The organism is Micromonospora sp. L31 (genome assembly GCF_052068075.1).
Taxonomy (GTDB): Bacteria; Actinomycetota; Actinomycetes; order Mycobacteriales; family Micromonosporaceae; genus Micromonospora; species Micromonospora purpureochromogenes.
The window spans coordinates 305,682-324,961 of sequence record NZ_JBQHDC010000007.1; the positions used below are offsets into that span (position 1 = coordinate 305,682).

Annotated in this window: 16 protein-coding genes, 1 tRNA gene and 1 other RNA gene; 10 read left to right on the forward strand and 8 right to left on the reverse strand. The window is 72.4% G+C overall.

The annotated features are described in order from the left end of the window. Nucleotides 1–40: 40 nt before the first annotated feature. Both ACTMS9_RS21200 and ffs read right to left on the reverse strand, forming a co-directional pair. A complete protein-coding gene (locus tag ACTMS9_RS21200; protein ID WP_441165766.1) occupies nucleotides 41–2,836 on the reverse strand; it encodes a DNA polymerase III subunit gamma and tau in 2,796 nt (931 codons plus the stop codon). A gap of 108 nt (nucleotides 2,837–2,944) precedes the next feature. Next, nucleotides 2,945–3,034, reverse strand: an RNA gene (gene ffs, locus ACTMS9_RS21205) — signal recognition particle sRNA small type. Nucleotides 3,035–3,115: 81 nt separating this feature from the next. Here ffs and ACTMS9_RS21210 point away from each other — a divergent pair. Further along, nucleotides 3,116–3,200: transfer RNA gene (locus ACTMS9_RS21210), tRNA-Ser, on the forward strand. Nucleotides 3,201–3,266: 66 nt separating this feature from the next. On the opposite strand, the gene ACTMS9_RS21215 is transcribed toward ACTMS9_RS21210, so the two are convergent. Then, complete coding sequence (locus ACTMS9_RS21215) at nucleotides 3,267–3,515, reverse strand: flavin reductase (protein ID WP_441165767.1); 249 nt, start codon at nucleotides 3,513–3,515, stop codon at nucleotides 3,267–3,269. Continuing rightward, nucleotides 3,512–3,757 carry a hypothetical protein gene (locus ACTMS9_RS21220; RefSeq protein ID WP_441165768.1) on the reverse strand — a complete coding sequence of 82 codons (246 nt, stop codon included), beginning with the start codon at nucleotides 3,755–3,757 and terminating at the stop codon, nucleotides 3,512–3,514. Before ACTMS9_RS21220 ends, ACTMS9_RS21215 begins: the two co-directional genes overlap by 4 nt. A gap of 196 nt (nucleotides 3,758–3,953) precedes the next feature. Between ACTMS9_RS21220 and ACTMS9_RS21225 the strand changes: the two genes are divergently transcribed. From ACTMS9_RS21225 to ACTMS9_RS21250, 6 genes are all read left to right on the forward strand, one after another. Beyond that, nucleotides 3,954–4,721, forward strand: a complete 768-nt coding sequence (locus tag ACTMS9_RS21225) for a helix-turn-helix domain-containing protein (RefSeq protein ID WP_441165769.1) — start codon at nucleotides 3,954–3,956, stop codon at nucleotides 4,719–4,721. After that, on the forward strand, nucleotides 4,712–4,903 hold the full coding sequence (locus ACTMS9_RS21230) for a DUF397 domain-containing protein (RefSeq protein ID WP_441165770.1): 192 nt from the start codon (nucleotides 4,712–4,714) through the stop codon (nucleotides 4,901–4,903). Before ACTMS9_RS21225 ends, ACTMS9_RS21230 begins: the two co-directional genes overlap by 10 nt. Before the next feature lie 85 nt (nucleotides 4,904–4,988). After that, on the forward strand, nucleotides 4,989–5,180 hold the full coding sequence (locus tag ACTMS9_RS21235; protein ID WP_441165771.1) for a DUF397 domain-containing protein: 192 nt from the start codon (nucleotides 4,989–4,991) through the stop codon (nucleotides 5,178–5,180). A 156-nt stretch (nucleotides 5,181–5,336) separates the two neighbouring features. Then, complete coding sequence (locus tag ACTMS9_RS21240; protein WP_441149531.1) at nucleotides 5,337–5,951, forward strand: hypothetical protein; 615 nt, start codon at nucleotides 5,337–5,339, stop codon at nucleotides 5,949–5,951. Between the two features lie 32 nt (nucleotides 5,952–5,983). Next, nucleotides 5,984–6,478: a hypothetical protein gene (locus ACTMS9_RS21245; protein ID WP_441149539.1), complete on the forward strand. Its 495-nt coding sequence runs from the start codon at nucleotides 5,984–5,986 to the stop codon at nucleotides 6,476–6,478. Nucleotides 6,479–6,583: 105 nt separating this feature from the next. Further along, a complete protein-coding gene (locus tag ACTMS9_RS21250; protein ID WP_441149530.1) occupies nucleotides 6,584–9,181 on the forward strand; it encodes a hypothetical protein in 2,598 nt (865 codons plus the stop codon). 177 nt (nucleotides 9,182–9,358) lie between these two features. On the opposite strand, the gene ACTMS9_RS21255 is transcribed toward ACTMS9_RS21250, so the two are convergent. The 3 genes from ACTMS9_RS21255 to ACTMS9_RS21265 all read right to left on the reverse strand — a co-directional run bounded on the left by ACTMS9_RS21255 (nucleotide 9,359) and on the right by ACTMS9_RS21265 (nucleotide 14,755). Further along, nucleotides 9,359–10,765, reverse strand: coding sequence for a hypothetical protein (locus ACTMS9_RS21255; RefSeq protein ID WP_441149529.1), 1,407 nt, complete (start codon nucleotides 10,763–10,765; stop codon nucleotides 9,359–9,361). Between the two features lie 204 nt (nucleotides 10,766–10,969). Continuing rightward, nucleotides 10,970–12,613 (reverse strand): hypothetical protein, encoded by a 1,644-nt coding sequence (locus tag ACTMS9_RS21260; protein ID WP_441165772.1) that lies wholly within the window; start codon nucleotides 12,611–12,613, stop codon nucleotides 10,970–10,972. Nucleotides 12,614–12,892: 279 nt separating this feature from the next. Then, entirely contained in the window at nucleotides 12,893–14,755 is a 1,863-nt protein-coding gene (locus ACTMS9_RS21265; RefSeq protein ID WP_441165773.1) for a hypothetical protein, read from the reverse strand. A gap of 77 nt (nucleotides 14,756–14,832) precedes the next feature. Between ACTMS9_RS21265 and ACTMS9_RS21270 the strand changes: the two genes are divergently transcribed. Continuing rightward, on the forward strand, nucleotides 14,833–16,521 hold the full coding sequence (locus ACTMS9_RS21270; RefSeq protein WP_441149525.1) for a hypothetical protein: 1,689 nt from the start codon (nucleotides 14,833–14,835) through the stop codon (nucleotides 16,519–16,521). A gap of 163 nt (nucleotides 16,522–16,684) precedes the next feature. Here the strand turns inward: ACTMS9_RS21270 and ACTMS9_RS21275 are convergent, their stop codons facing one another. After that, nucleotides 16,685–17,482, reverse strand: a complete 798-nt coding sequence (locus tag ACTMS9_RS21275) for a DUF3152 domain-containing protein (RefSeq protein WP_441165774.1) — start codon at nucleotides 17,480–17,482, stop codon at nucleotides 16,685–16,687. A 161-nt stretch (nucleotides 17,483–17,643) separates the two neighbouring features. Between ACTMS9_RS21275 and ACTMS9_RS21280 the strand changes: the two genes are divergently transcribed. Together ACTMS9_RS21280 and ACTMS9_RS21285 are read left to right on the forward strand one after the other, a co-directional pair. Then, on the forward strand, nucleotides 17,644–18,147 hold the full coding sequence (locus ACTMS9_RS21280; RefSeq protein WP_441149523.1) for a SigE family RNA polymerase sigma factor: 504 nt from the start codon (nucleotides 17,644–17,646) through the stop codon (nucleotides 18,145–18,147). Further along, complete coding sequence (locus tag ACTMS9_RS21285) at nucleotides 18,144–18,875, forward strand: hypothetical protein (RefSeq protein WP_441149522.1); 732 nt, start codon at nucleotides 18,144–18,146, stop codon at nucleotides 18,873–18,875. The genes ACTMS9_RS21280 and ACTMS9_RS21285 overlap by 4 nt, the downstream gene beginning before the upstream one ends. Nucleotides 18,876–19,280 lie beyond the last annotated feature (405 nt).

Below are 19,280 nucleotides of genomic sequence, written 5' to 3' on the forward strand. Positions count from 1 at the left end.
AGTCGGGCGGCGACACACGTCCTCGGTGGCCGGCGCGCGCTCAGCGCGCGTCGACCTCGTCGATCTTCTCGGCGCCGAACGCCTCCCGGAGCAACTGCACCGCCTGCTCCTCGCTGGACTGCCGGGCGGTCCGCTCGTCGATCACCTCGTCCAGCGGCTCGTCACCAGGGTCGAACCCCTCGTACGCCGGGGTTGCCGCCGGCTGGGGGTGGGCGCCGCCGCGCAGCGGCCCGTCGAAGTCCGGGTCGTACGGCGGCTCGCCGGCCCAGTCGGCGTCCGCGGTCTTCCGTGCCGCCTGGGCAGGGCGTGCCGCCTTGCCCGTGCCGGCCGCCGCCGCAGCCGCCCGCGCCGCCGCGATCGCGCTGCTCACCGGCGCGCCGCCGGTCGCCGCCGCCGGGGCCGGCGACGGTGCCGACTGCGGGCCGGCCGGTCTCGGTACGGCGGTCGCGGTGGCCGTCGCCCCACCCGGGCGGGCGGGCTCCGGCCAGTCGTCGCCGCCCGGGGTGGCGGTCGCGGCACCACCCGGACGGGCCGGCTCGGGCCAGCCCTCGTCGCCGTCGCCCGCACCGCCGGGGCGGGCCGGCTCGGGCCAGTCCTCGTCGTCTCCGGCACCGTCACCCGGGCCGCTCGGGCCGCTCGCCGCCGGGCCGGTCCCGCCGTGGGTCGCCGGACCGGCCTGGGCCCGGGCCGCAGGGCCGGTCGGGCCGCCGGCACCACCGGGCTGTCCCGCACCACCGGGCCGCCCGCCGTCGCTGCCCGCCGGGCCACCGGCATCGCCGGCAGGACCGGAGGCACCGTGAGCCGAACCGGCTGCGCCCATGGCGGTCCCAGCTCCCCCGGCCCCCGGGCCACCGGCCGAGCCACGGCCGGTGGACTGGCCGGCCGGACCGCCGGCGGCTCCACCGCCGGAAGCACCCGACGCAGCGCGCGGACCCACGCCATTCGGACCCGCCGGACCGCCCAGGTCTCCACCGTTGGTCGCGTCGGACCGGCCTGCACCGTTGGTCGCGGCAGATGGGCCCACGCCGTTGGCCGCGCTGGACGGGCCGCTGGGGCCCACGCCGGTCGGGCCGGCAGCGGCCGGGCCGGCGGGCGTCGGGGTCGGCGGGGAAGCCGGTCGGGTCGGCGCCGCCGCCCGGCTCGGGCCACCGAGCGTGGCCGCGCCACGCTCGCCGGCCACCTCGCAGCGGATCTGCCAGCGACCGCCGAACTCCTCGTAGAGCGCGTCGGACAGCACGGAGATGTGGTTGCCCATCATCTGGGCGAGGACCGGCGACTTGACGGTCAGCACCACGGTGTCGCCGTCCACGTCACGGACCACGGCGTCGCGCATCAGCGCCGCCGCGGGCTTCTTGATCCGGTTGACCTTGGCGACGATGTCCGGCCAGGCACGGCGTACCGCGACCGCGTCCAGCGCACCCGGGGAGCTGCTGCCCGGACGGGGCGGCGCGGGGGTGGCCGGGTCGGGCATCACCGCCTCCGGCGGCACCCGACGGGGCGCGGCCTGCGGGGTCACCGGCTCCGCCGCCGGGGCGGCCGCCGGCACGGCGACGTCCCGCGATTCCACGGCCGGGGCGGGCGCGCTCGGGGCGGCGGGGGCGGGCTCGGGGCGTACCTGAGAAGCGGGGGCGACCGGCGCGGGGCCGGCGGCGGCCGACGGCAGCTCGGCGCCACCCAGGGTGAGCCGGCGCTCCATCCGTTCCAGGCGCTGGAGCAGGCCGCCGGTGGTGTCGTCGGCGCCGGGCAGCATCATCCGGGCGCAGATCAGCTCCAGCAGCAGCCGGGGCGCGGTGGTGCCGCGCATGTCGACCAGGCCGTTGTGCACGATGTCGGCGCAGCGGGACAGGGTGCCCGGGCCGAGCCGCTGGGCCTGCGCGGCCATCCGCTCGATGTGGTCGGCCGGGCCGTCGATCAGACCCTTGGCCGCGGCGTCCGGCACCTGCTGGAGCACGATCAGGTCGCGCAGGCGTTCCAGCAGGTCGGAGGCGAACCGGCGCGGGTCGTGCCCGGCCTCCGCCACCCGGTCGACGGTGGCGTACGCGGCACCGCCGTCCCCGGCGGCCAACGCGTCGCACATCTCGTCGATCAACGCGGAGTCGGTGACGCCGAGCAGCGCGGCGGCCCGGGCGTAGGTGACCCCCTCCGGGCCGGCGCCGGCGATGAGCTGGTCGAGCACCGAGAGGCTGTCCCGGGCGCTGCCGCCGCCGGCGCGCACCACCAGTGGGAAGACCGCCGGCTCGACGGTGGCGCCCTCCGCCTCGCAGAGCTGTTCGAGGTACGGCCGGAGCGTCTTCGGCGGGATCAGCCGGAACGGGTAGTGGTGGGTCCGCGACTTGATCGTGCCGAGGACCTTCTCCGGCTCGGTGGTGGCGAAGATGAACTTGACGTACTCCGGCGGCTCCTCGACCAGCTTGAGCAGCGCGTTGAAGCCGGCCGACGAGACCATGTGCGCCTCGTCGATGACGTAGATCTTGAAGCGGCTGCTGGCCGGCGCAAAGAACGCCTTCTCGCGCAGCTCGCGGGCGTCGTCGACACCACCGTGGCTGGCTGCGTCGATCTCGATCACGTCGATCGAGCCGGTGCCGTCGGTGGCCAGCGAGCGGCAGGACGCGCAGGTGCCGCAGGGCTCCGGAGTGGGGCCCTGCTCACAGTTGAGCGAGCGGGCCAGGATGCGGGCGCTGGAGGTCTTGCCGCAGCCCCGGGGGCCGGAGAAGAGGTAGGCGTGGTTGAGCCGGCCGCTGCGCAGCGCCTGCGACAACGGCTCGGTGACGTGCTCCTGCCCGATGACCTCGGCGAAGGTGCGCGGCCGGTACTTGCGGTAAAGGGCCAGTGCCACCCGTACCGCCTCCTCTCGACCGAGCCATTCTGCGCCGGTCAGGCGCGGGTGACCACCCACCACCCCGTGACCTGACCCCGCAGGTACGGTACCGGCGCCCGGAGACAAAAAGGCCTCCCGTGCACCCGGCAGAGCTCGCTTATCCTTGCTGCCTTCCGGCCCTGGGGAGGTTCACGAGATACCGCCGCACGGGAGGTGACACCAGCCTACCCGACTCCAGGTGGATCATCAGGGGGTGGTGGGGTGGCCGGCCCGCCGGGGACCTGTATCCTGGCTCGCGGAGGATTCGCCTAGAGGCCTAGGGCGCACGCTTGGAAAGCGTGTTGGGTTAACACCCTCACGAGTTCGAATCTCGTATCCTCCGCTCGACAGAGCGACACGAAGGGCCGGCCCCCGCACGGGGCCGGCCCTTCGTCGTACGCGAGAAAGGTCACCCGCGGGCGCGGGCCCAGGAGACGAACCGGTCAATCAGGCCCACCGGGGGCGTGCCAGGACCGTAACCGGCCAATTCTTCGGCGGCCTCGGCTTGGAGGGTCGCCAGGTAGACGGTGAGCGCGGCCCGGTCGTGGCGGTACTCGGCGAGCAGCCGCAGCTTCGCCGCCGAGCAGGGCCAGGCGATCCCGCACGCCTGGCAGCGCCAGGTGGGTCGGGTCGGGACGTGCTCCCGGCGGCGGCTCACCGCGACGGCACCTCGACGGCGACGGCCCGGTCGACCCGGACGAACGCGAAGCGCTGGCGGATGCGGAGCGTGCCGTCCGGGTTCACCTCGTGGCCGCGCAGCTCGGCCCAGAGCGCCCCCTCGAACCGGCCGACGCTCAGCACCTCGGTGATCCACAGGGTCAGCGGCCCCTTCCCGAAGCGGTACGCGTCGGCCGCGACGCGGATCGTGGCGCCGACGGCGACGCGGGTCGTGGACGGCATGGGCGGAGCCTCCTTCGCGGTGGAGGGGGCCGCCCCGCCTCCCCGTCGAGGCGGCCCCGGACTGACGCCGGCCGCCGGGCTGGATCACCTCCACCGGCCGCGCCGTCCTGTGCGACCACCCTTCCGCGCGTCACAGGACAGGTACACCGCGTAGCTATATGGTCGGCGGATATTCGAGACATCCGATGGAGGGGCCGTGAACGACGCGCTACGGGCGGCGCTGAGCGACACCGGGCACACCACCGAATCTCTCGCCGAACGCGTCGGCGTCGACCCGAAGACGGTCGCGCGCTGGCTGACCGAGGGCCGCATCCCGCACCCTCGGCACCGCTTCACGGCGGCCGAAGCGCTCGGCCGGGACGTGGCGGACATATGGCCGGACACATCGAGACGTCGGGACCCGATCTGGTTCCGGCCGTGGCAGGAAATCGAGCGGGAGGCGGTGTCGCTGCGGTCGTATGAATCCGTCGTGCTGCCCGGCCTCCTTCAGACCGAGGAGTACGCCCGTGCGGTGCTCGCGGGCGCCGGCCAGCTTCCCCGGGGCGACGTGGAGCGGCATCTGGCGGCTCGGCTCGCCCGCCAGGGCATCCTCCGGCGGGACGACCCGCCGCAGTTCACGGCCGTCGTCGACGAGGCGGTCCTCCGCCGGCCGGTCGGAGGCCGGGCCACCATGCACGAGCAACTGCGGGCCCTGGTCACGGCGTGCGCCGAGCCGCACGTCCGGGTACACGTCGTGCCGTCCACGGTGGGCGCCTACGCGGGCCTCAACGGGCCCTTCGTGATCGCCACCAGCCACGACCACCGGATCGCCGGCTACCTCGACAACCAACTCCAGGGACAAGTGGTTAGCGACCCAGAGGACATCGCGGCCATGATGGCAGCGTGGGAGAACGTGCGCGGCGAGGCCTTGTCCCACTGGCAATCAGTCGATCTCATCACGGAAGTGGCGGAGACATGGAGCTGAACGGCGCGCGGTGGCGCAAGAGCAGCCGCAGCAGCGGCAACGGCGGCAACTGCATAGAGATCGCCGACAACCTGCCCGGCATCGTCGGCGTACGCGACTCGAAGGACCCGACCGGACCGGCGCTGGCCTTCGCGCCGGCGGCCTGGCGGGCGTTCGTCGCCCGGGTCGCCGAGTGGGCCTGACCGGAGGCTTAACGGGAGCGCCGGCCCCGAAGGGTCAGGCGCCGTCCGCTGGCAACCAGTTCGACCTAACGGAGGTGGCGGAGACGTGGGCCTGAACAACGCGCGGTGGCGCAAGAGCAGCCGCAGCAGCGGCAACGGCGGTGCCTGCGTCGAGGTCGCCGACAACCTGCCCGGCATCGTCGGCGTACGCGACTCGAAGGACCCGACCGGACCGGCGCTCGTCTTCGCGCCAGCGGCCTGGCGCGCGTTCGTCGCCCGGGTCACCGAGCGGGCCTGACCCGAGCGCGAGCGCCCCGACCCTGACGGAACAGGGCTCCGGCCAGCACGGGGCGGATGGCCGACGATCCGGCGGGTACCGTCCGGTGATCTGCGGCGGCACCGGATCCGTCGTACACATGTTCCATCCACAGCCTGTGGATGCCGGAGGGCTCGGATGAGTTACCAGCTCAGCGCGGTGGTCGCGGACGTCGAGCTGCTCCGCGAGCAGACCGCCGAGCTGGACCACGCCGTCCTCGCCGCGCTACGCCAGGACTTCGCGCTGCTGCCGGTGACCCCGCAACTCGTCCAGGAGCTGACCGGGGCGCTGCCCGACTTCGCCACCGACGAGCCGAGCGCGGAGCAGCCGTTCCAGTTGCTCCTCTCGCCGGCGTTGACGGAGCTGCTGGCCCGCTGGTCGCGGCGGGGGCCGGTGGCGTACCTGGAGGCGGAGTTCGCCGGGGGTCTCGGCTACCAGTCGGCGGTGGTGTGGCTGGGTGGCGAGGTGAGCTGGGGGCCGCGGGTCGATCGGCTCCTCGACGGGCCGCGTCCAGAGTGGCCGATCAACGCGGCGCTGGCCCGGTTGGGCACCGAACCCGGCCCGTGGATCGACCCCTTCGCCGAGCTGGGTCTGCACCTGGAGCGGCACACCGACGGCTGGCTGGTCCACGGACGGCGGGGCCTGTCCGCCGACTACTGGGACGAGCTGGCGGAGGAGTGGGAATACCGGCAATCCGGCGAGGAGCAGCAACCTGAGCGGCCCGGTTCCGTTGGGGACTGGGGGATTCCATGAAATTGCGACAATTCGTATTCATTGCCACGCTGCTGACGGCTGCCTCGATCTCGGGGAGCGGTGTCCGTCCACAGGGTTCGGACGTGCCGGCCCGCCCGGTCGGCGACACCGAGGTGGTCCACCTGAGCGGCCTGGCCGAGATCGAGTTCGGCGACAGCGAGCAGGAGCTGACCCGCCGGGGTGTGCTGCGCGCCGAGGTCGACGCCTGCGGGCCGACGCTGGCCGGGCACGGGGCGGCCAGCCCCATCTTCGTGGACGACCGGCTGGTGCTGCTCTGGCTCGACGACCCGATGAGCACACCCGAGGGGATCACCGTCGGCACGCCGGTCGACGAGGTGCTGGCCAACTACCCGTCGGCGGTCCGGCTGGACGCTCCACAGCGGACGTACCGGTTCGACGGGCTGCTGGCCCGCGACGGCGACCGGGCGTACCTCTTCCTGCACGACGGCACCTCCGTGCGGGAGATCATCGCCGGGTACGCCGACTGGGCCCGCCGCCTCTTCGACGAGGGCTACGGCCCCTGCTGACCAGCGGCACCGACGGCATGTAAGGCGGATTGTCGAAGATCGGCTTCCGTGGAATCATCTCCTCGCCCGCGGGGTCGCCGCGCGGCATCTCATGGGGGAGTTGATGTGAGAACAACCCTGTCCGCCTGCCCCGAGAACCGGCCGCGCAGGGGAGTCCCCCGGATCGCGCTGGTCGCCGCGGCCGTGCTGACCGTTCCGGCGATCCTGGTAGGACCGTCGGCCGCAGGTGTCAGCGGGACGACGCCGACCGCGGCCACCGCCCGTTCGTCCACCGTCACCGCGTCCACCGGCGCCGTCTCCCCGGTGTCGTCGCCGACCGCCACCGCGACCCCCCGGGCGTCGTCGCCGACCGCCCCGGCCCGCGCCGCGTCCCCCACGCCCACGGCGTCGTCGGCAGAGACGGCGGCCGGGCTGACCACGGAGCAGACCCGTACCCGGTCAGCCACCATCACCCCCGCCCCCCGGAAACCCCGCTCGTTCTGCGGCGGCAAGCTGACCTTCGGCACCGTCAACAACTGCGGGCTGATCATTGGCCAGGCCCAGGACACCTGGACGCTCACCACGACCGCCGACTCGGACGTGCTGTACCTCCAGGTTGTGGAGATGTCCGGGGTCAGCCTCACCATCCGGGTGAACCACCAGGACGGCTGGAAAGCCTGCGAGATCAACGCCTACCACGAATACCTCGACGAGTGTCGACTCGGCCCCGCCGGCCCCTACACGCTCACGGTCAGCACCACGAACGGCAGCGGGAAGGGGGGCTACACCCTTTCTGTCGAGTCGAGGCGGACGCCGTCAACCTGCGAGCAACTGCCGGCGGACGCCTTCTCGTGGGCGTCGGCAGGGGTCAGCGGCACTCTCTCGGCCGGGTCGGCCGCTCGGTGCTTCACGTTTGACCAGCCCATCGGCAGCAAGTTTTTCATTGCCGAGCCGCACCTGCGTGATCTCACCGGCCTGCGGGCGGAAATCACGGACGCGCGCCACCAGCAGCTCTGCCAGTCCCACGTCAGCTTCGCCGATTGCACGCTGAGCACGGCCGGGCCGTACCGGGTCTTCGTCGAGCACATCGATGGCAAGGCGACGGCGTACAACCTCAGGCTGCCGCGCATCTCCCAGGCGGTCGGCTGCCCGACGCTGCCGCTGGCCCCGTTCGGTGACCCCGGCGCGGCCGTCGGCCGGGGCCGGCTGGAGCCGAACGAGCGGGCCTGCCACTCGTTCTCCACCACCACCACCGCTCAGGTCACGGTCCGCATCGACCCGTCCGCGATGGAGTGGAGACTGTACGACAACGTCGGGCGGTACATCTGCGACCAGTCCTCCGTCGAGTACTGCAACCTGCCCACGGCGGGGCGGTACACGCTGCTGCCGTGGAGCGGCAACGACACCAGGGCGCGCGACTACCAGGTGGCGGTGACCCCGCTGCACAGCGTCGACGGGTGCGGGGCCAGCACCGGCATCTCCTGGGACCAGCCCACCCTGCAGGTGCGGCTGACCTCACCGGTGCAGACCACCTGTCATCCGTTTCAGGGCAGGGCCGGCGACCGGGTGGTCGCGTACACCGGGCCGGTCGAGACAATCGAATGGCTGGTCGACCAGAGCGGCACCCGGATCTGCACCAACTTGTCCCCCAACGACTGGTCCCCCAGCGACGGCGGTTGCGTGCTCCCGGCCGACGGCACCTACCGGATGATCTGGTTTCCGTCGCGGTGGGTCTCCAACAGCCTTGATCTGACGTACCAGGTGCAGATCCGGCGGCTCACCGACGCCGCCGGCTGCCCCACCCTCGTACCCGGCAGCTACGACGCCGCGCCGGCACTGACCGGGATCCGCTGCCGCGCGGTGGAGATCGCGGAGGCCGGCGGGTACCGACTCCGCGCCGTCAGCGCGACCAACGACGCCGTGTTGAGCTTGGTGTACGACCGCGATGGGCGGACGATCTGCCACCCCGGCCGCTGCGACTTTCCCACCGCCGGCCGGTACACACTGGTGTTCGAGCCGCAGCGCTTGGTCGAGAACGATGTCGAGCACGCCGCCGCGGTCGTGCCGTGGGCGCCGTCGGGCTGTGCCACGGTGTCGGACACCGGCTGGCGGGACGCGCCGCACCGGGGTGCCTTCCAGGTCGCCGGGCAGATCAACTGCCTCCAGCTGACCAGTCCGGCCGGCTCCCAGGTCGTGCTTTCGGAGCCGGTCGAAGGGTTCGCAGACAGGCGGACGGAGACCCGGGTGGTGGACGCAACCGGCGCCGAAGTGTGCGGCTCGCCAAACGCGTACAGCTGCGAACTGATCGGGCAGGCACCCTTCTTCGCCCTGATCAACGGCGTCATCAACAGGCCCACCGCCACGTACGCGATGGCCTTCTCCCGGGTCGACGGACCGCCCGCCTGCCCGGTGCTCCCCAGGAACGTGGAGACCGCGGTGACCACCGGGGCGGACCGCTTCGTGGCCTGCTTCTCCATCCCGGCCGACCAGCACGCCGCGATGGAGAGCTTCACCTGGAAGCGCACCGCCGGCACCGGAGTCGCCGATGTGTCGGTCTTCGACAGCGGAGGCCGCTGGCGGTGCGGCCGCCAGAGCGGTCTCGAAGCCGAAGGCACCCGGACCTGTAGCCTGCCGGACGGCCCCGTCACGGTGCTGTTGGAGACGGACGGAAAGGACGCGGCATACCGGCTCACTCACCGGGACGCCAGCGCCCCGACCACGTGAGCATCGGTGGGCCGGCCCTGCGGGGTCGGCCCACCGACCAGGCCGCACACACGGAGAACGCCCGGCCGATCCTCATGGATCGACCGGGCGTTTCCGCATCTCACGAGCAGTGGCGGCAGGACCTGCCGGTGGTCGCCGCCTGGGCGGTCACCGTCGCGGCGCGAACCCGGCCGCGGGCTACCGCGTCGTCGCGGTGGTGAACAGGGACACCTGCACGGTGACGGACCGGCTGGACGCCAGGTGCCCGGCGTCGCCAGGGAAGGTGACGGTGTAGGTGTTGGCCCCACCGAAGCGCGGCGTGTCGGTGAAGGAGAACGTCCCGTTCGCGGTGGTCGTGACGTTGGGCAGGACGTGGGTGCCGAAGCGGTCCCGCTTCGCCACCTGGAGCGTCCACGGCGACGACACGGCGGCACCGGTGAACGCCAGCGTGCCGGTGACCGTGATCTTCGTCCGGTACGTACTGGACGGCGCCGACAGGGTGAGCGAGGACTCGGCCTTCGTGAAGTCGGTCAGCAGCCGCAGGGTGGGGTTGGTCCCGGTGTGGTCGGTGGTGACGGCGTAGAGCGTGCGGTTGTCGGCGCTGACCGCGAGGCCCTGCCGCTCGACGTGGGTGTCCGCCGGCAGCTTGTAGCTGCGCACCAGGCTTCCGTCAAGCCGCTCGACCCGGATCGTCGAGGACGTCTCCGCCGACCTGTTGGTGTTGGCGACGATCACGAACGAACCGTTCGGGGACGTCGTCACGGCCGTCGGCCAGGTGCCGGACGGGTAACCGCCCGCCGCCGACAGGTCCGTCGTCGAGAAACCCACGTGCTGGGTGGCGGCCGCCGTCTGGTCGCCGTTCAGAAATGAACAGCCCAGGATCACCCTGCTCGCGTCGGGTGTGAGCGCGGCGTCGTGCAGGCCGGTGCAGGTGTCCGACGGCATGGACGCGACCAGCGCAGGAGTACCGGACGAGACGTCGTACACGGTCGCTCTGCCCGAGGAGGGGGTGGTGACGGAGGACTGGTCCGCCACGAACAGCAGATCCGGGTCGGCCGGGCTGCTCCGCAGCAACGGGGGCCGGACGAACGTGCCGTTGAGCGGCAGGCCGAGGGCCACGACCGGTGCCTCTCCGCGCAGGTCGAGCGAGCCCAGCAGGCCCTTGCCGTACGTACAGCCGTACCCGAAGTAGAGCTTCCCGCCGGCGGGAGCCAGCCAGGTGGGACACGTGCCGGCGCCGATGCTGTAGCGGCGTGTCTCGGTCAGCGTCCTGGTGTCGATCGCGGCGATGGCGCCCGCCCCGATGAGCGCCACGTGCAGCGTCGCCCCGTCCGGGCTCAGCGCCATGCCGGAGGCGTCCGGCAGGTTCGGGATCGTCGTCTGCGAACCGCCCGCCAGGTCCGTCACCCGCACGCCCGACCCTGTCCGCCCGGGGCTGAAGAAAAGATGCCCGCGCGTCGAGTCGACGACCATCTGCGAGTACGTCGTGATGCCGAGCCCGACCGTACTGTCGGCGTGCGCCACGCCGGAGCTCAGCGGCGATGCGACGCCGAGCGTCGCGCCGAGCGCCACGACCATGAGGCGTGCCAGCTGCTTGACCCGCACGTCCCACCCCCTTGCGACCAAGATCCACGGTTACGTGCGGAGCAAGCTTAGGGGTAAGCACGGCTCGGCGAGGCCCCCCGGCACGCCACCGAGCCGAAGGTAGGCGGACCGGCCGGCCGGATCAGCTGATCTCCTGGGGCCGGGTCACGAAACGCCCGGCCGCTCGCGGGGAGCTGCCGGGCGTTGTCGTGCAGAAAGGGAGCGTCAGGAGAGCGGGCCGCCGCTCTGCGGTCCGGCGACCCGGATGCCGTACCGCTGAGGCCAGACCCGATCGGTACGCAGGCTCGCGCCGCTCCACGAGACGAACTGCGGTACGAGCCCACCGGTGGAACCGTGGAACGGGACCATCGAACCTGACGGGTAACCGGGGGTGTCGCCGGTCACCTCCTCCCCAACCGACGTGACGACGGCGTCCAGCGGGCCGGTGCCGTTGAGGTTCAACACCGCGACCGACGCGCCGAACTTGTCACCGCGCTCGACCGTGCCCGGGATGTTGGGGTGGTTCTGGTCGAAGGCCTGGGCGCCGCTGCCGGTGATCCCCGCGGCGGAGCCCTTGAGCAGGGTCACCACCCCGCCCTCGTCCGTCGGGCCGACCTCCTCCCCGGGCGAGCCGACCAGCACGTCCGCCCGGCCGTCACCGGTCACGTCACCGGTCGCCACCGAGGCACCGAAGCGGTCGTTGTCCTCCGGCTCGCCCGGCACCCCGGCGGTGCGCTGCGTGACGACGCGGACCGCACTGCCGGACAGTCCGGCGGTCCGCCCCGTGAACACGGCGACCAGACCGCCGTAGATGTGCGGGGTCTGGGCGCTGGGCGCACCGGCGACGACCTCGCCCAGCCCGTCCCCGTTCACGTCACCGATGGCGAGCGTCTCCCCCAGGTACCAGGCGTAGGTGCCGGCCTGGCCGATCGAGCCGAGGATTCCCGCGCCGGTGACCGCGGTGGCGCCGGCGGACGACACGCCGGTCGGCGAACCCCACATCAGGGTCACCATGCCGGTGCCGTTCCAGGACGCCCCGTCGTTCTCGAAGGGCGCGCCGATCACCAGGTCGTTGTAGCGGTTGTTGTTGACCTTCCCGATCGCCAGCGAGAAACCGAACTTGTCGTTTCGCTCGGCGGCACCCGGCACGCCGGCCTGGTCCTGCTGGAGGAACTGCGCACCGGTGGCGGTGAGACCAGTCGACCCGCCGTAGAGGACGGTGACCGATCCGGCTTCCGTCTTGGTCCCGATCGCCTCCCCCCACGCGCCGACGGCGAGGTCCTCGCGGCCGTCGCCGTTGATGTCGCCGGCCGCCAGCGCCGCGCCGAACCGGTCCTGGCTCTCCGCCGCGCCGGGAACGCCCGCCGAACTCTGGTTGAAGTGCTTCGTCGAGCTGAAGACCAGGCCGCTGCTGCTGCCGGGGACGACCCACACCCCGCCGGCGTGGCTCTTGTTGCCCGCATCGACCTCGTCGGAGTCGCCGATCGCCAGGTCGTCGTACCGGTCTCCGTTGAAGTCGCCCGCCGCCAGCGCCATGCCGAAGCAGGCGCAGCCACCGCCGGAGGACAGCACCCCGAGGAAGTAGTCCACCTGTGGGGCGGACGAGTAGCGCACCACGACCACGCCGGTCGCGGAGTTGTAGGGCAGGTTGGTGTTGAAGGGATCACCGGTGACGGCGATGTCGTCGACGCCGTCGCCGTCGAAGTCGGAACGGGTGCCTCCGGTCCCCCGCACTGGCGTGGTGGCCTTCGCCACCCGGTGGTGCTGGAGGACGATGCCGTCCCGGGTGAGGGTCTGGACGTCGTCCGCCGCCTGCGCGGGGGCACCGACCGCGAGTCCGGCCAGCACCGCCACCAGCGACACGCTCATAGTTCTTCGGCCCACAAAAACCCCCGATCGTCGTGGATTGCCCCGACACGCTAGAGGCAGCGACGAACGGCGATAACTGGGCGAACGGGCAGGTCGACCGGCGACCGGGTGGCACCGTCGGCCGATCGGTCGATGCGTCCGTACGACCCGGCCGGGGCGCGGGAAATCGGCGCGCCGTGGGTGGGTCGGAGCAGGCGTGCTGGGTCCGCCCCCCGGGAAGCGGAACGCCCGGCCGATCCTCGCGGACCGACCGGGCGCTTCCGTCGATGGCGCAGCCGGTCAGTACCTACCGCCGCCGCCCTGCGGCCCGGCGACCCGGACGCCGTAATGCATGGGCCAGATCCGGTCGGTACGCAGGCTCGCGCCGCTCCACGAGACGAACTGCGGTACGAGCCCGCCGGTGGAACCGTGGAACGGCACCATCGAACCGGACGCGTACCCGACGGTGTCGCCGGCCACCTCCTCCCCGGTCGACGCCACGACGGCGTCCAGCGGACCGGTGCCATTGAGGTTCAACACCGCGACCGACGCGCCGAACTTGTCACCACGCTCGACCGTGCCCGGGATGTTCGGGTGGTTCTGGTCGAAGGCCTGAGCACCGCTGCCGGTGATCCCCGCGGCGGAACCCCTGAGCAGGGTCACCACCCCACCCTCGTCCGTCGGGCCCACCTCCTCGGTCGGCGAGCCGACCAGCACGTCCGCCCGGCCGTCACCGGTCACGTCACCGGTCGCCAGCGACGCGCCGAAGCGGTCGTAGCCCTCGGGCTCCCCCGGAACCCCGGGGGTGCGCTGCGTGACGATCCGGACCGCACCGCCGGACAGGCCGGCGGTCCGCCCCGTGAAGACCGCGATCAGGCCGCCGTAGATGTCCGGCGTCTGGGCGCCGGGCGCGCCGGCGACGACCTCGCCCAGCCCGTCGCCGTTCACGTCGCCGATGGCGAGCGTCGCGCCCAGGTTCCAGGCGATGGTGTCGGGCTGGCCGGTCGCGGCGTGCACCGCCGCTCCGGTGGCCGAGGTGGCGCCGGTGGACGACACGCCACTCGGCGAACCCCACATCAGGGTGACCATGCCGCTGCCACCCCAGAACGTGCCTTCGTTCTCGCGAAGCGCGCCGATCACCAAATCGTTGTAGCGGTTGTTGTTGACCTTCCCGATCGCCAGCGAGAAACCGAAGTAATCGTCGCGCTCGGCCGCACCCGGCACCCCGGCCTGGTCCTGCTGGAGGTACTGGGCACCGGTGGCCGTCAGGCCGGTCGCCCCACCGAAGAGGACGGTGACCGCGCCGGCGCCCGTCTTGGCCCCGATCCCCTCCCCGTACGCGCCGATGGCGAGGTCCTCGCGGCCGTCCCCGTTGATGTCGCCGGCCGCCAGCGTCGCACCGAACCAGTCCTGGTTCTCCGCCGCGCCCGGGACACCCGGTGAGCTCTGGTTGAAGTGCTTCGCCGCATCGACCACCAGGCCGGCACTGCTACCCGGGATGACCCAGACCCCGCCGGCGTGGGACTTGTTTCCCGGGTCGAACTCGTCCATGTTGCCGATGGCCAGGTCGTCGTACCGATCGCCGTTGAAGTCCCCGGCGGCGAGCGCCAGCCCGAAGGCGTTGCTACCACCCTCTGGCGTCGCGCCACCGATGAGGTAGTCGACCTGCGGCGCGGACGAGTAGCGCACGACGACCAGACCGGTCGCGCCCGAGGGCAGATTTTCGTTGAGAGGATCAGCGGTGGCGGCAATGTCATCGACGCCGTCGCCGTCGAAGTCGGAACGCGTTGCTCCGGTCCCCCGCACCGGTGTGGTCGCCTTCGCCACCCGGTGATGCTGCAGTACGACGCCTTCCCGCGTGATGACCCGCACGTCGTCCGATGCCTGCGCGGGGGCACCCACCGCCAGACCGGCCAGCACGGCCACCAGCGATGCACTCGTAGTTCTTCGACCCACCAAAACCCCCGATCGTCGTGAACTGCCCCGACACCGTAGAGGGACGGATGATCGGCGATAACTGGGCGAACGGGCAGGTCGACCACCGGCCGGCTGGCACCGTACGCCGATCGGTCGATGCGCGGCGACAGCGACGCGAAGGCGCGGGAGGCGCGGCGGATGTAACCCTTTCGGCCGGAGGGACGCCTGACATATCGACCGGGCCAAGATCCCGGCCAGGCCAGGTGACCGTCTCCAGCGCGTGTCCCGGCCCTCGTCCCCGTTCCCGACCAGACAAGGAACCCATGGTCAACCACGTGTTCCGCCCGACGATCCGCCGAGCGCTGCGGACCGGGTCCCTCGCGACCGCCGTCGTCGCGTCGATGCTCACCGCCCTCCCGGGCGCGGCGGTAGCCGCGCCCAGCCCGGCCGACGTCGTCCTCGGCCTGCTCACCGACCCCGGCGAGGTCGGCCCGGACGGCGGCCCCGTCCGCCTCAACGTCTCGGTACGCAACGCGGGGGGCACCGAGGCCGACGCCGTCACCGTGAAACTGCAACTGCCGGCCGGCGCCACCCTCGGCTGGGGCGAAGGACTCAACGGCTGGAGCTGCGACGCTGCCGCCGCCAAGTGCAAGTGGGGCGACCTCGCCGCGGGCGCCGCCACCGAGTTCGATGTCTGGGCGACCCTGCCCGCCGGCACGGACGGTCGGAAGGTGACGGCCTCCGCCACCGCCGCCACCGCGAGCCACGAGTCGTCCACCACCAACAACACCAACACAGCCACGATCGAGTACGTGGCGAAGCCGGACCTCGCCTTCTCCTTCGTTCAGTGGAACGGCGGCGAGATCTCCACCCTGGGCGGCAATGGCTCGCGCGGTTCCGTGGGGGCCTGGGCGGTCAACGAGGGCACCTCCACCGCCCCCGGTGCCCGCTTCACCTTCCAGATGCCACCGGACGCCGTCGCTGGCTCCTGGACCCAGAGCGACCCGTCGTGGAAGTGCGATTTCTCCACCTCCGTCTGGGTCTGCGAGAACGACCAGGAGATCCGACCGGGCGAGACGGCCCAGTTCAACCTCTACCCGTACTTCCCGGCCGGGACGGCGGGCGACACCCGGACGGTGACCGGCTCGGTGTCGACTCCGGCGACGGAGCAGTCGCTGGCCAACAACAGCGGCACGACCACGTTCACGTACGCCGTCCCGCTTCCGGGCGATTTGAACGTCTACGGGCTGAACGTGGTCGGCACGGACGAGCTGCGGGCGAACCAGGAGTTCGAGGTGTCGGCGTTCGTGTTCACCGAGGGTGGCAGCCCGGCGGAGGAAGTCGTGGTCCGGCTCCCGCTCCCGCCGACCGTCGAGTTCCTCTCCGTTGACGCCGGCGACCCCTCCTGGGCCTGCCGACTGGAGGAGACGACCGACCGGTTCGTCGAGTGCACCCGTGAGCACTGGGACATCGGCACCGACGGGCTCAACATGCGGGTGAAGCTGCGGGCGCAGCCCGGCACGCCGGCCGGCCCGCTGACCTTCACCGCGACCGCGTCCGCCGGCACGCCGGAGTCGTCGACGGAGAACAACACCGCCTCGGACACCGTCACCTACATCGCCGAGGGCGCTGTCGCCGGCCACATCTGGCTCGACCTCGACCGGGACGGCCAGCGCGACGCCGGGGAGCCGATGGCCTTCGACAAGATCGCCGGAATGACCGTGGTGCCGGAGACGGGCTCGCTGCCGTGGGACTGGACGGGCATCTACACCAATACGGTCAGCGGGACCTACTGGGGCGGACGGCTGATGCCGGGCCGGTACACCGTCAGGGTCAACCTGCGGGACGGCAGCACCACCGAGTTCACCACGCCCGACCTGGGCGACGACGCCACCGACTCGGACATCGTCAGCTACGTCGGCGGCTACTACCCGTACGGGCTCAGCGCCCTTGTCGAGGTGCGCGACGGCGCCGAGACCCAGGTGGACATCGGCATCCTGCCGCAGTCCTGACGTCTTGCCGGGGAAGGCTCGGGTCCATTCGGGCCCGGGCCTTCCCCGTACGTGATCACCGGCGGCCGCGGTCCGCATCCCGGCCGACACCGGGTCGCCGCCCGCCCTCGCGCGCGTCCGTTCAGTTGACGGCCTCACCGACCGGCGCTCGGCGCGGATCGTGTCAGCCGAGCCGGCCTCGGTCGCGGGGCGGTACGGGGTCATCGTAGGCGCCCGACGGTCCGGTGTAGCGCTCACCGTCGAGGTAGGGCAGGGCGTTCGCGGTGCAGCCGTGCAGGCCCAGCGACTGCTGCTGCATCACCGGTGCCGGTCGGCCCCGACCCGGGCACCGCTCGTGACCCATGCCGAGCCGGTGCCCGACCTCGTGGTTGATCATGTATCGCCGGTAGGTGGCGAGGCTCGCGCCATAGTGCGGCACCCCCTTCACCCAGCGGGCCACGTTGAGCACCACCCGGTCTCCGTTGCGGCAGGAGGTGTAGCCGTCGTGCAGGTCCTGGCACAGCTCGTCGCGGGTACCTGGGGTGGCGAGGTAGATGGTGAAGTCGGCCGGCTGACCCCAGCCGACCCGGCGCAGCCGCAGCGTCCCGCCCGCGGTCCACCCCTGCGGGTCGTTCAACGTCCTGCTGACCTCCGCCGCGAACTCGGTCACCGGCAGGCCCTGGATGTCGCGCTCCACCGCCACCCGGTAGCGCAGCAGCCGCCCGGTCCCGCCGGGGGCCGGTGTTTCCGCAGCGGCGCGGCGCCACCGGTTGCCGCCGTCAGCCGGATAGCTGATGGCGGCGGCTCGTGGCCGGGCGGCCACCGGTGGCGGCGCGGGGGTGGTGGTGTCCGCCCCGGCGGCCGGGGCGGGTGGCTGACCAGCGGCCGGTCGCGCGCAGCCGGTCGCCGCGCTGAGCAGCAGGGCTGCCAGCGACAGTGCCGCGCCGGTGGCGCGGGTCCGACCCGTAGTCTTCGTTGTCATGCGTCTCCCCTCGCTGCGCAGCGCCGGCCGGTCGTGCGCAGCGAGGAGGACGGGTGACCCGGCCAGAAAGTTGATCTCGCGCGGACTCAACCTTTCACCCGCCCCACCCGTCCTGTCCGTCGTGGGATGCGCGAAGGGCGGGCGATGCGGGCAGGGCGGGCATGGCCCGGGGTGACGCGGAGTTCGTCGAGTTCGCCCGGGCGGCGTCCGGTCGACTGGTGCACGCCGCCTTCCTGATCACCGGCGACCACCACCAGGCCGAGGACGCGGCGCAGACCGCGCTGGTCCGCACCTACGCGTCATGGTCCCGGGTCCGCGACAGCGACGCCTACGGATACGCCCGGACCGTGATGGTCAACCATCTCGTCGACAGCTGGCGGCGCCCGATCCGCGAGTACCCCAGCGAGGACGTTCCGGAGCAACGTCGGGGCGACGTCGCGGACGAGGTCGCCACCCGACGCTGGCTGCTCGCCATCCTCGGCACGCTCAGCCCGCGCGAGCGCGCCATCGTCGTCCTGCGTTACTACTTCGATCTGCCGGAGCTGCAGGTGGCCCACGAACTCGACGTGTCGGTCGGGACGGTCAAGAGCACCAGTTCCCGCGCCCTGGAGAAGCTGCGCAAGGCCGGCGCCGAAACGCCGGCGACCCACGGGGCGCGCCGATGAACGAGACGGAGCAGCTCCGGCAGGCCATGCGGGCGACCGAACGGACCGGGCGGGACGCCCTCGACCTGACCACGATCATGCGCGAGGGTCGCCGCCTGCGTCGCCGCCGGCGGCTCGCCGGCCCCGGCGCGGCGGCGGTTGTGCTGGCGGTGGTCGCCGGCGTCACGGCCGCTGTGCAGCAGACCGGCCCGCCGGAGCCCGAGCGGCCGGATGCGCCGGCCGTCACCGCACCTGCCGTCCACCGCTCGGCGGACCCCACACCGAGCCCGGAAGAGCCGCCACCGGTCCCGGTCGGTCGCGTGGTGGACAGCGGGGTGCGGTACGGCGCCGACGAGCGGGTCTTCTACTTCATCGCCGTCGACCTACCCGACGTACCCGGGGTGACGATCGGACTGGTCGCCGGCCGCCGCGCCGCCGACGGCAGGCTGACCTCGGACTTCCTGGTCAACGACGTCGAGGGCAACGACCGCCGCCCCGGATTCCACCAGATCGGCTACGACCAGTCGGGACCCGGACCGGACCGCAACCCGGTGCCCACCTTCGGATACTTCGTCGGTCCTGCGAAGCGCATCATCGGCACCGCCGACGGCCGTCAGATCGACGCCCGGCTGGCGAAGTGGAGTGCGGACCCGGAGGTGGTGATCTTCTGGTTCGACCCGCGGCAACTGGCTCCCGGGGTACGCCTGGACGGCATCGTCGCCGACGACGCGCAGGGCCGGAGGCTCTGAGAGCCGAAAGCGGAACGCCCGGCCGATCCTCGCGGACCGACCGGGCGTTCTCGTCCGGTGCCGCCTCGGGATCGCGAGGGCTGAACCAGCGCGTGACGCTGGCTGCCTCGTCCGCTCCACCCTTCTCCTTCATCGGCCCCGCGGTTTCCTCAGAGCGTCAAGCTTGCGGTTGAGCCATGACCGGTCCGGGCCGGTGACCACCTCGTACGGCTTGGTGAACCGGTTGCCGTCCCAGTAGTCACGAGGTACGTGCCTGATCTCTCGGTACTCTGGGTCGGGGGTGCGGATGGCCAGCCCACCTCGGGTATGGGCTACGTGTAGGCCGGCGGCGAGCCACGCTGCGATCGACGGCGTGGCCGGCCAAGCACGGCGCCGAGTACGGGCTGTGCCAGATCTACCGCAACG

What these genes read in the sequence shown, in the direction of transcription:
- ACTMS9_RS21285 (WP_441149522.1), top strand. Translation starts at nt 18,144, where the DNA reads ATGAACGAGACGGAGCAGCTCCGGCAGGCCATGCGGGCGACCGAACGG.
- ACTMS9_RS21275 (WP_441165774.1), bottom strand. Translation starts at nt 17,482, where the DNA reads ATGACAACGAAGACTACGGGTCGGACCCGCGCCACCGGCGCGGCACTG.
- ACTMS9_RS21240 (WP_441149531.1), top strand. Translation starts at nt 5,337, where the DNA reads ATGAGTTACCAGCTCAGCGCGGTGGTCGCGGACGTCGAGCTGCTCCGC.
- ACTMS9_RS21230 (WP_441165770.1), top strand. Translation starts at nt 4,712, where the DNA reads ATGGAGCTGAACGGCGCGCGGTGGCGCAAGAGCAGCCGCAGCAGCGGC.
- ACTMS9_RS21270 (WP_441149525.1), top strand. Translation starts at nt 14,833, where the DNA reads ATGGTCAACCACGTGTTCCGCCCGACGATCCGCCGAGCGCTGCGGACC.
- ACTMS9_RS21260 (WP_441165772.1), bottom strand. Translation starts at nt 12,613, where the DNA reads ATGAGCGTGTCGCTGGTGGCGGTGCTGGCCGGACTCGCGGTCGGTGCC.
- ACTMS9_RS21220 (WP_441165768.1), bottom strand. Translation starts at nt 3,757, where the DNA reads ATGCCGTCCACGACCCGCGTCGCCGTCGGCGCCACGATCCGCGTCGCG.
- ACTMS9_RS21280 (WP_441149523.1), top strand. Translation starts at nt 17,644, where the DNA reads ATGGCCCGGGGTGACGCGGAGTTCGTCGAGTTCGCCCGGGCGGCGTCC.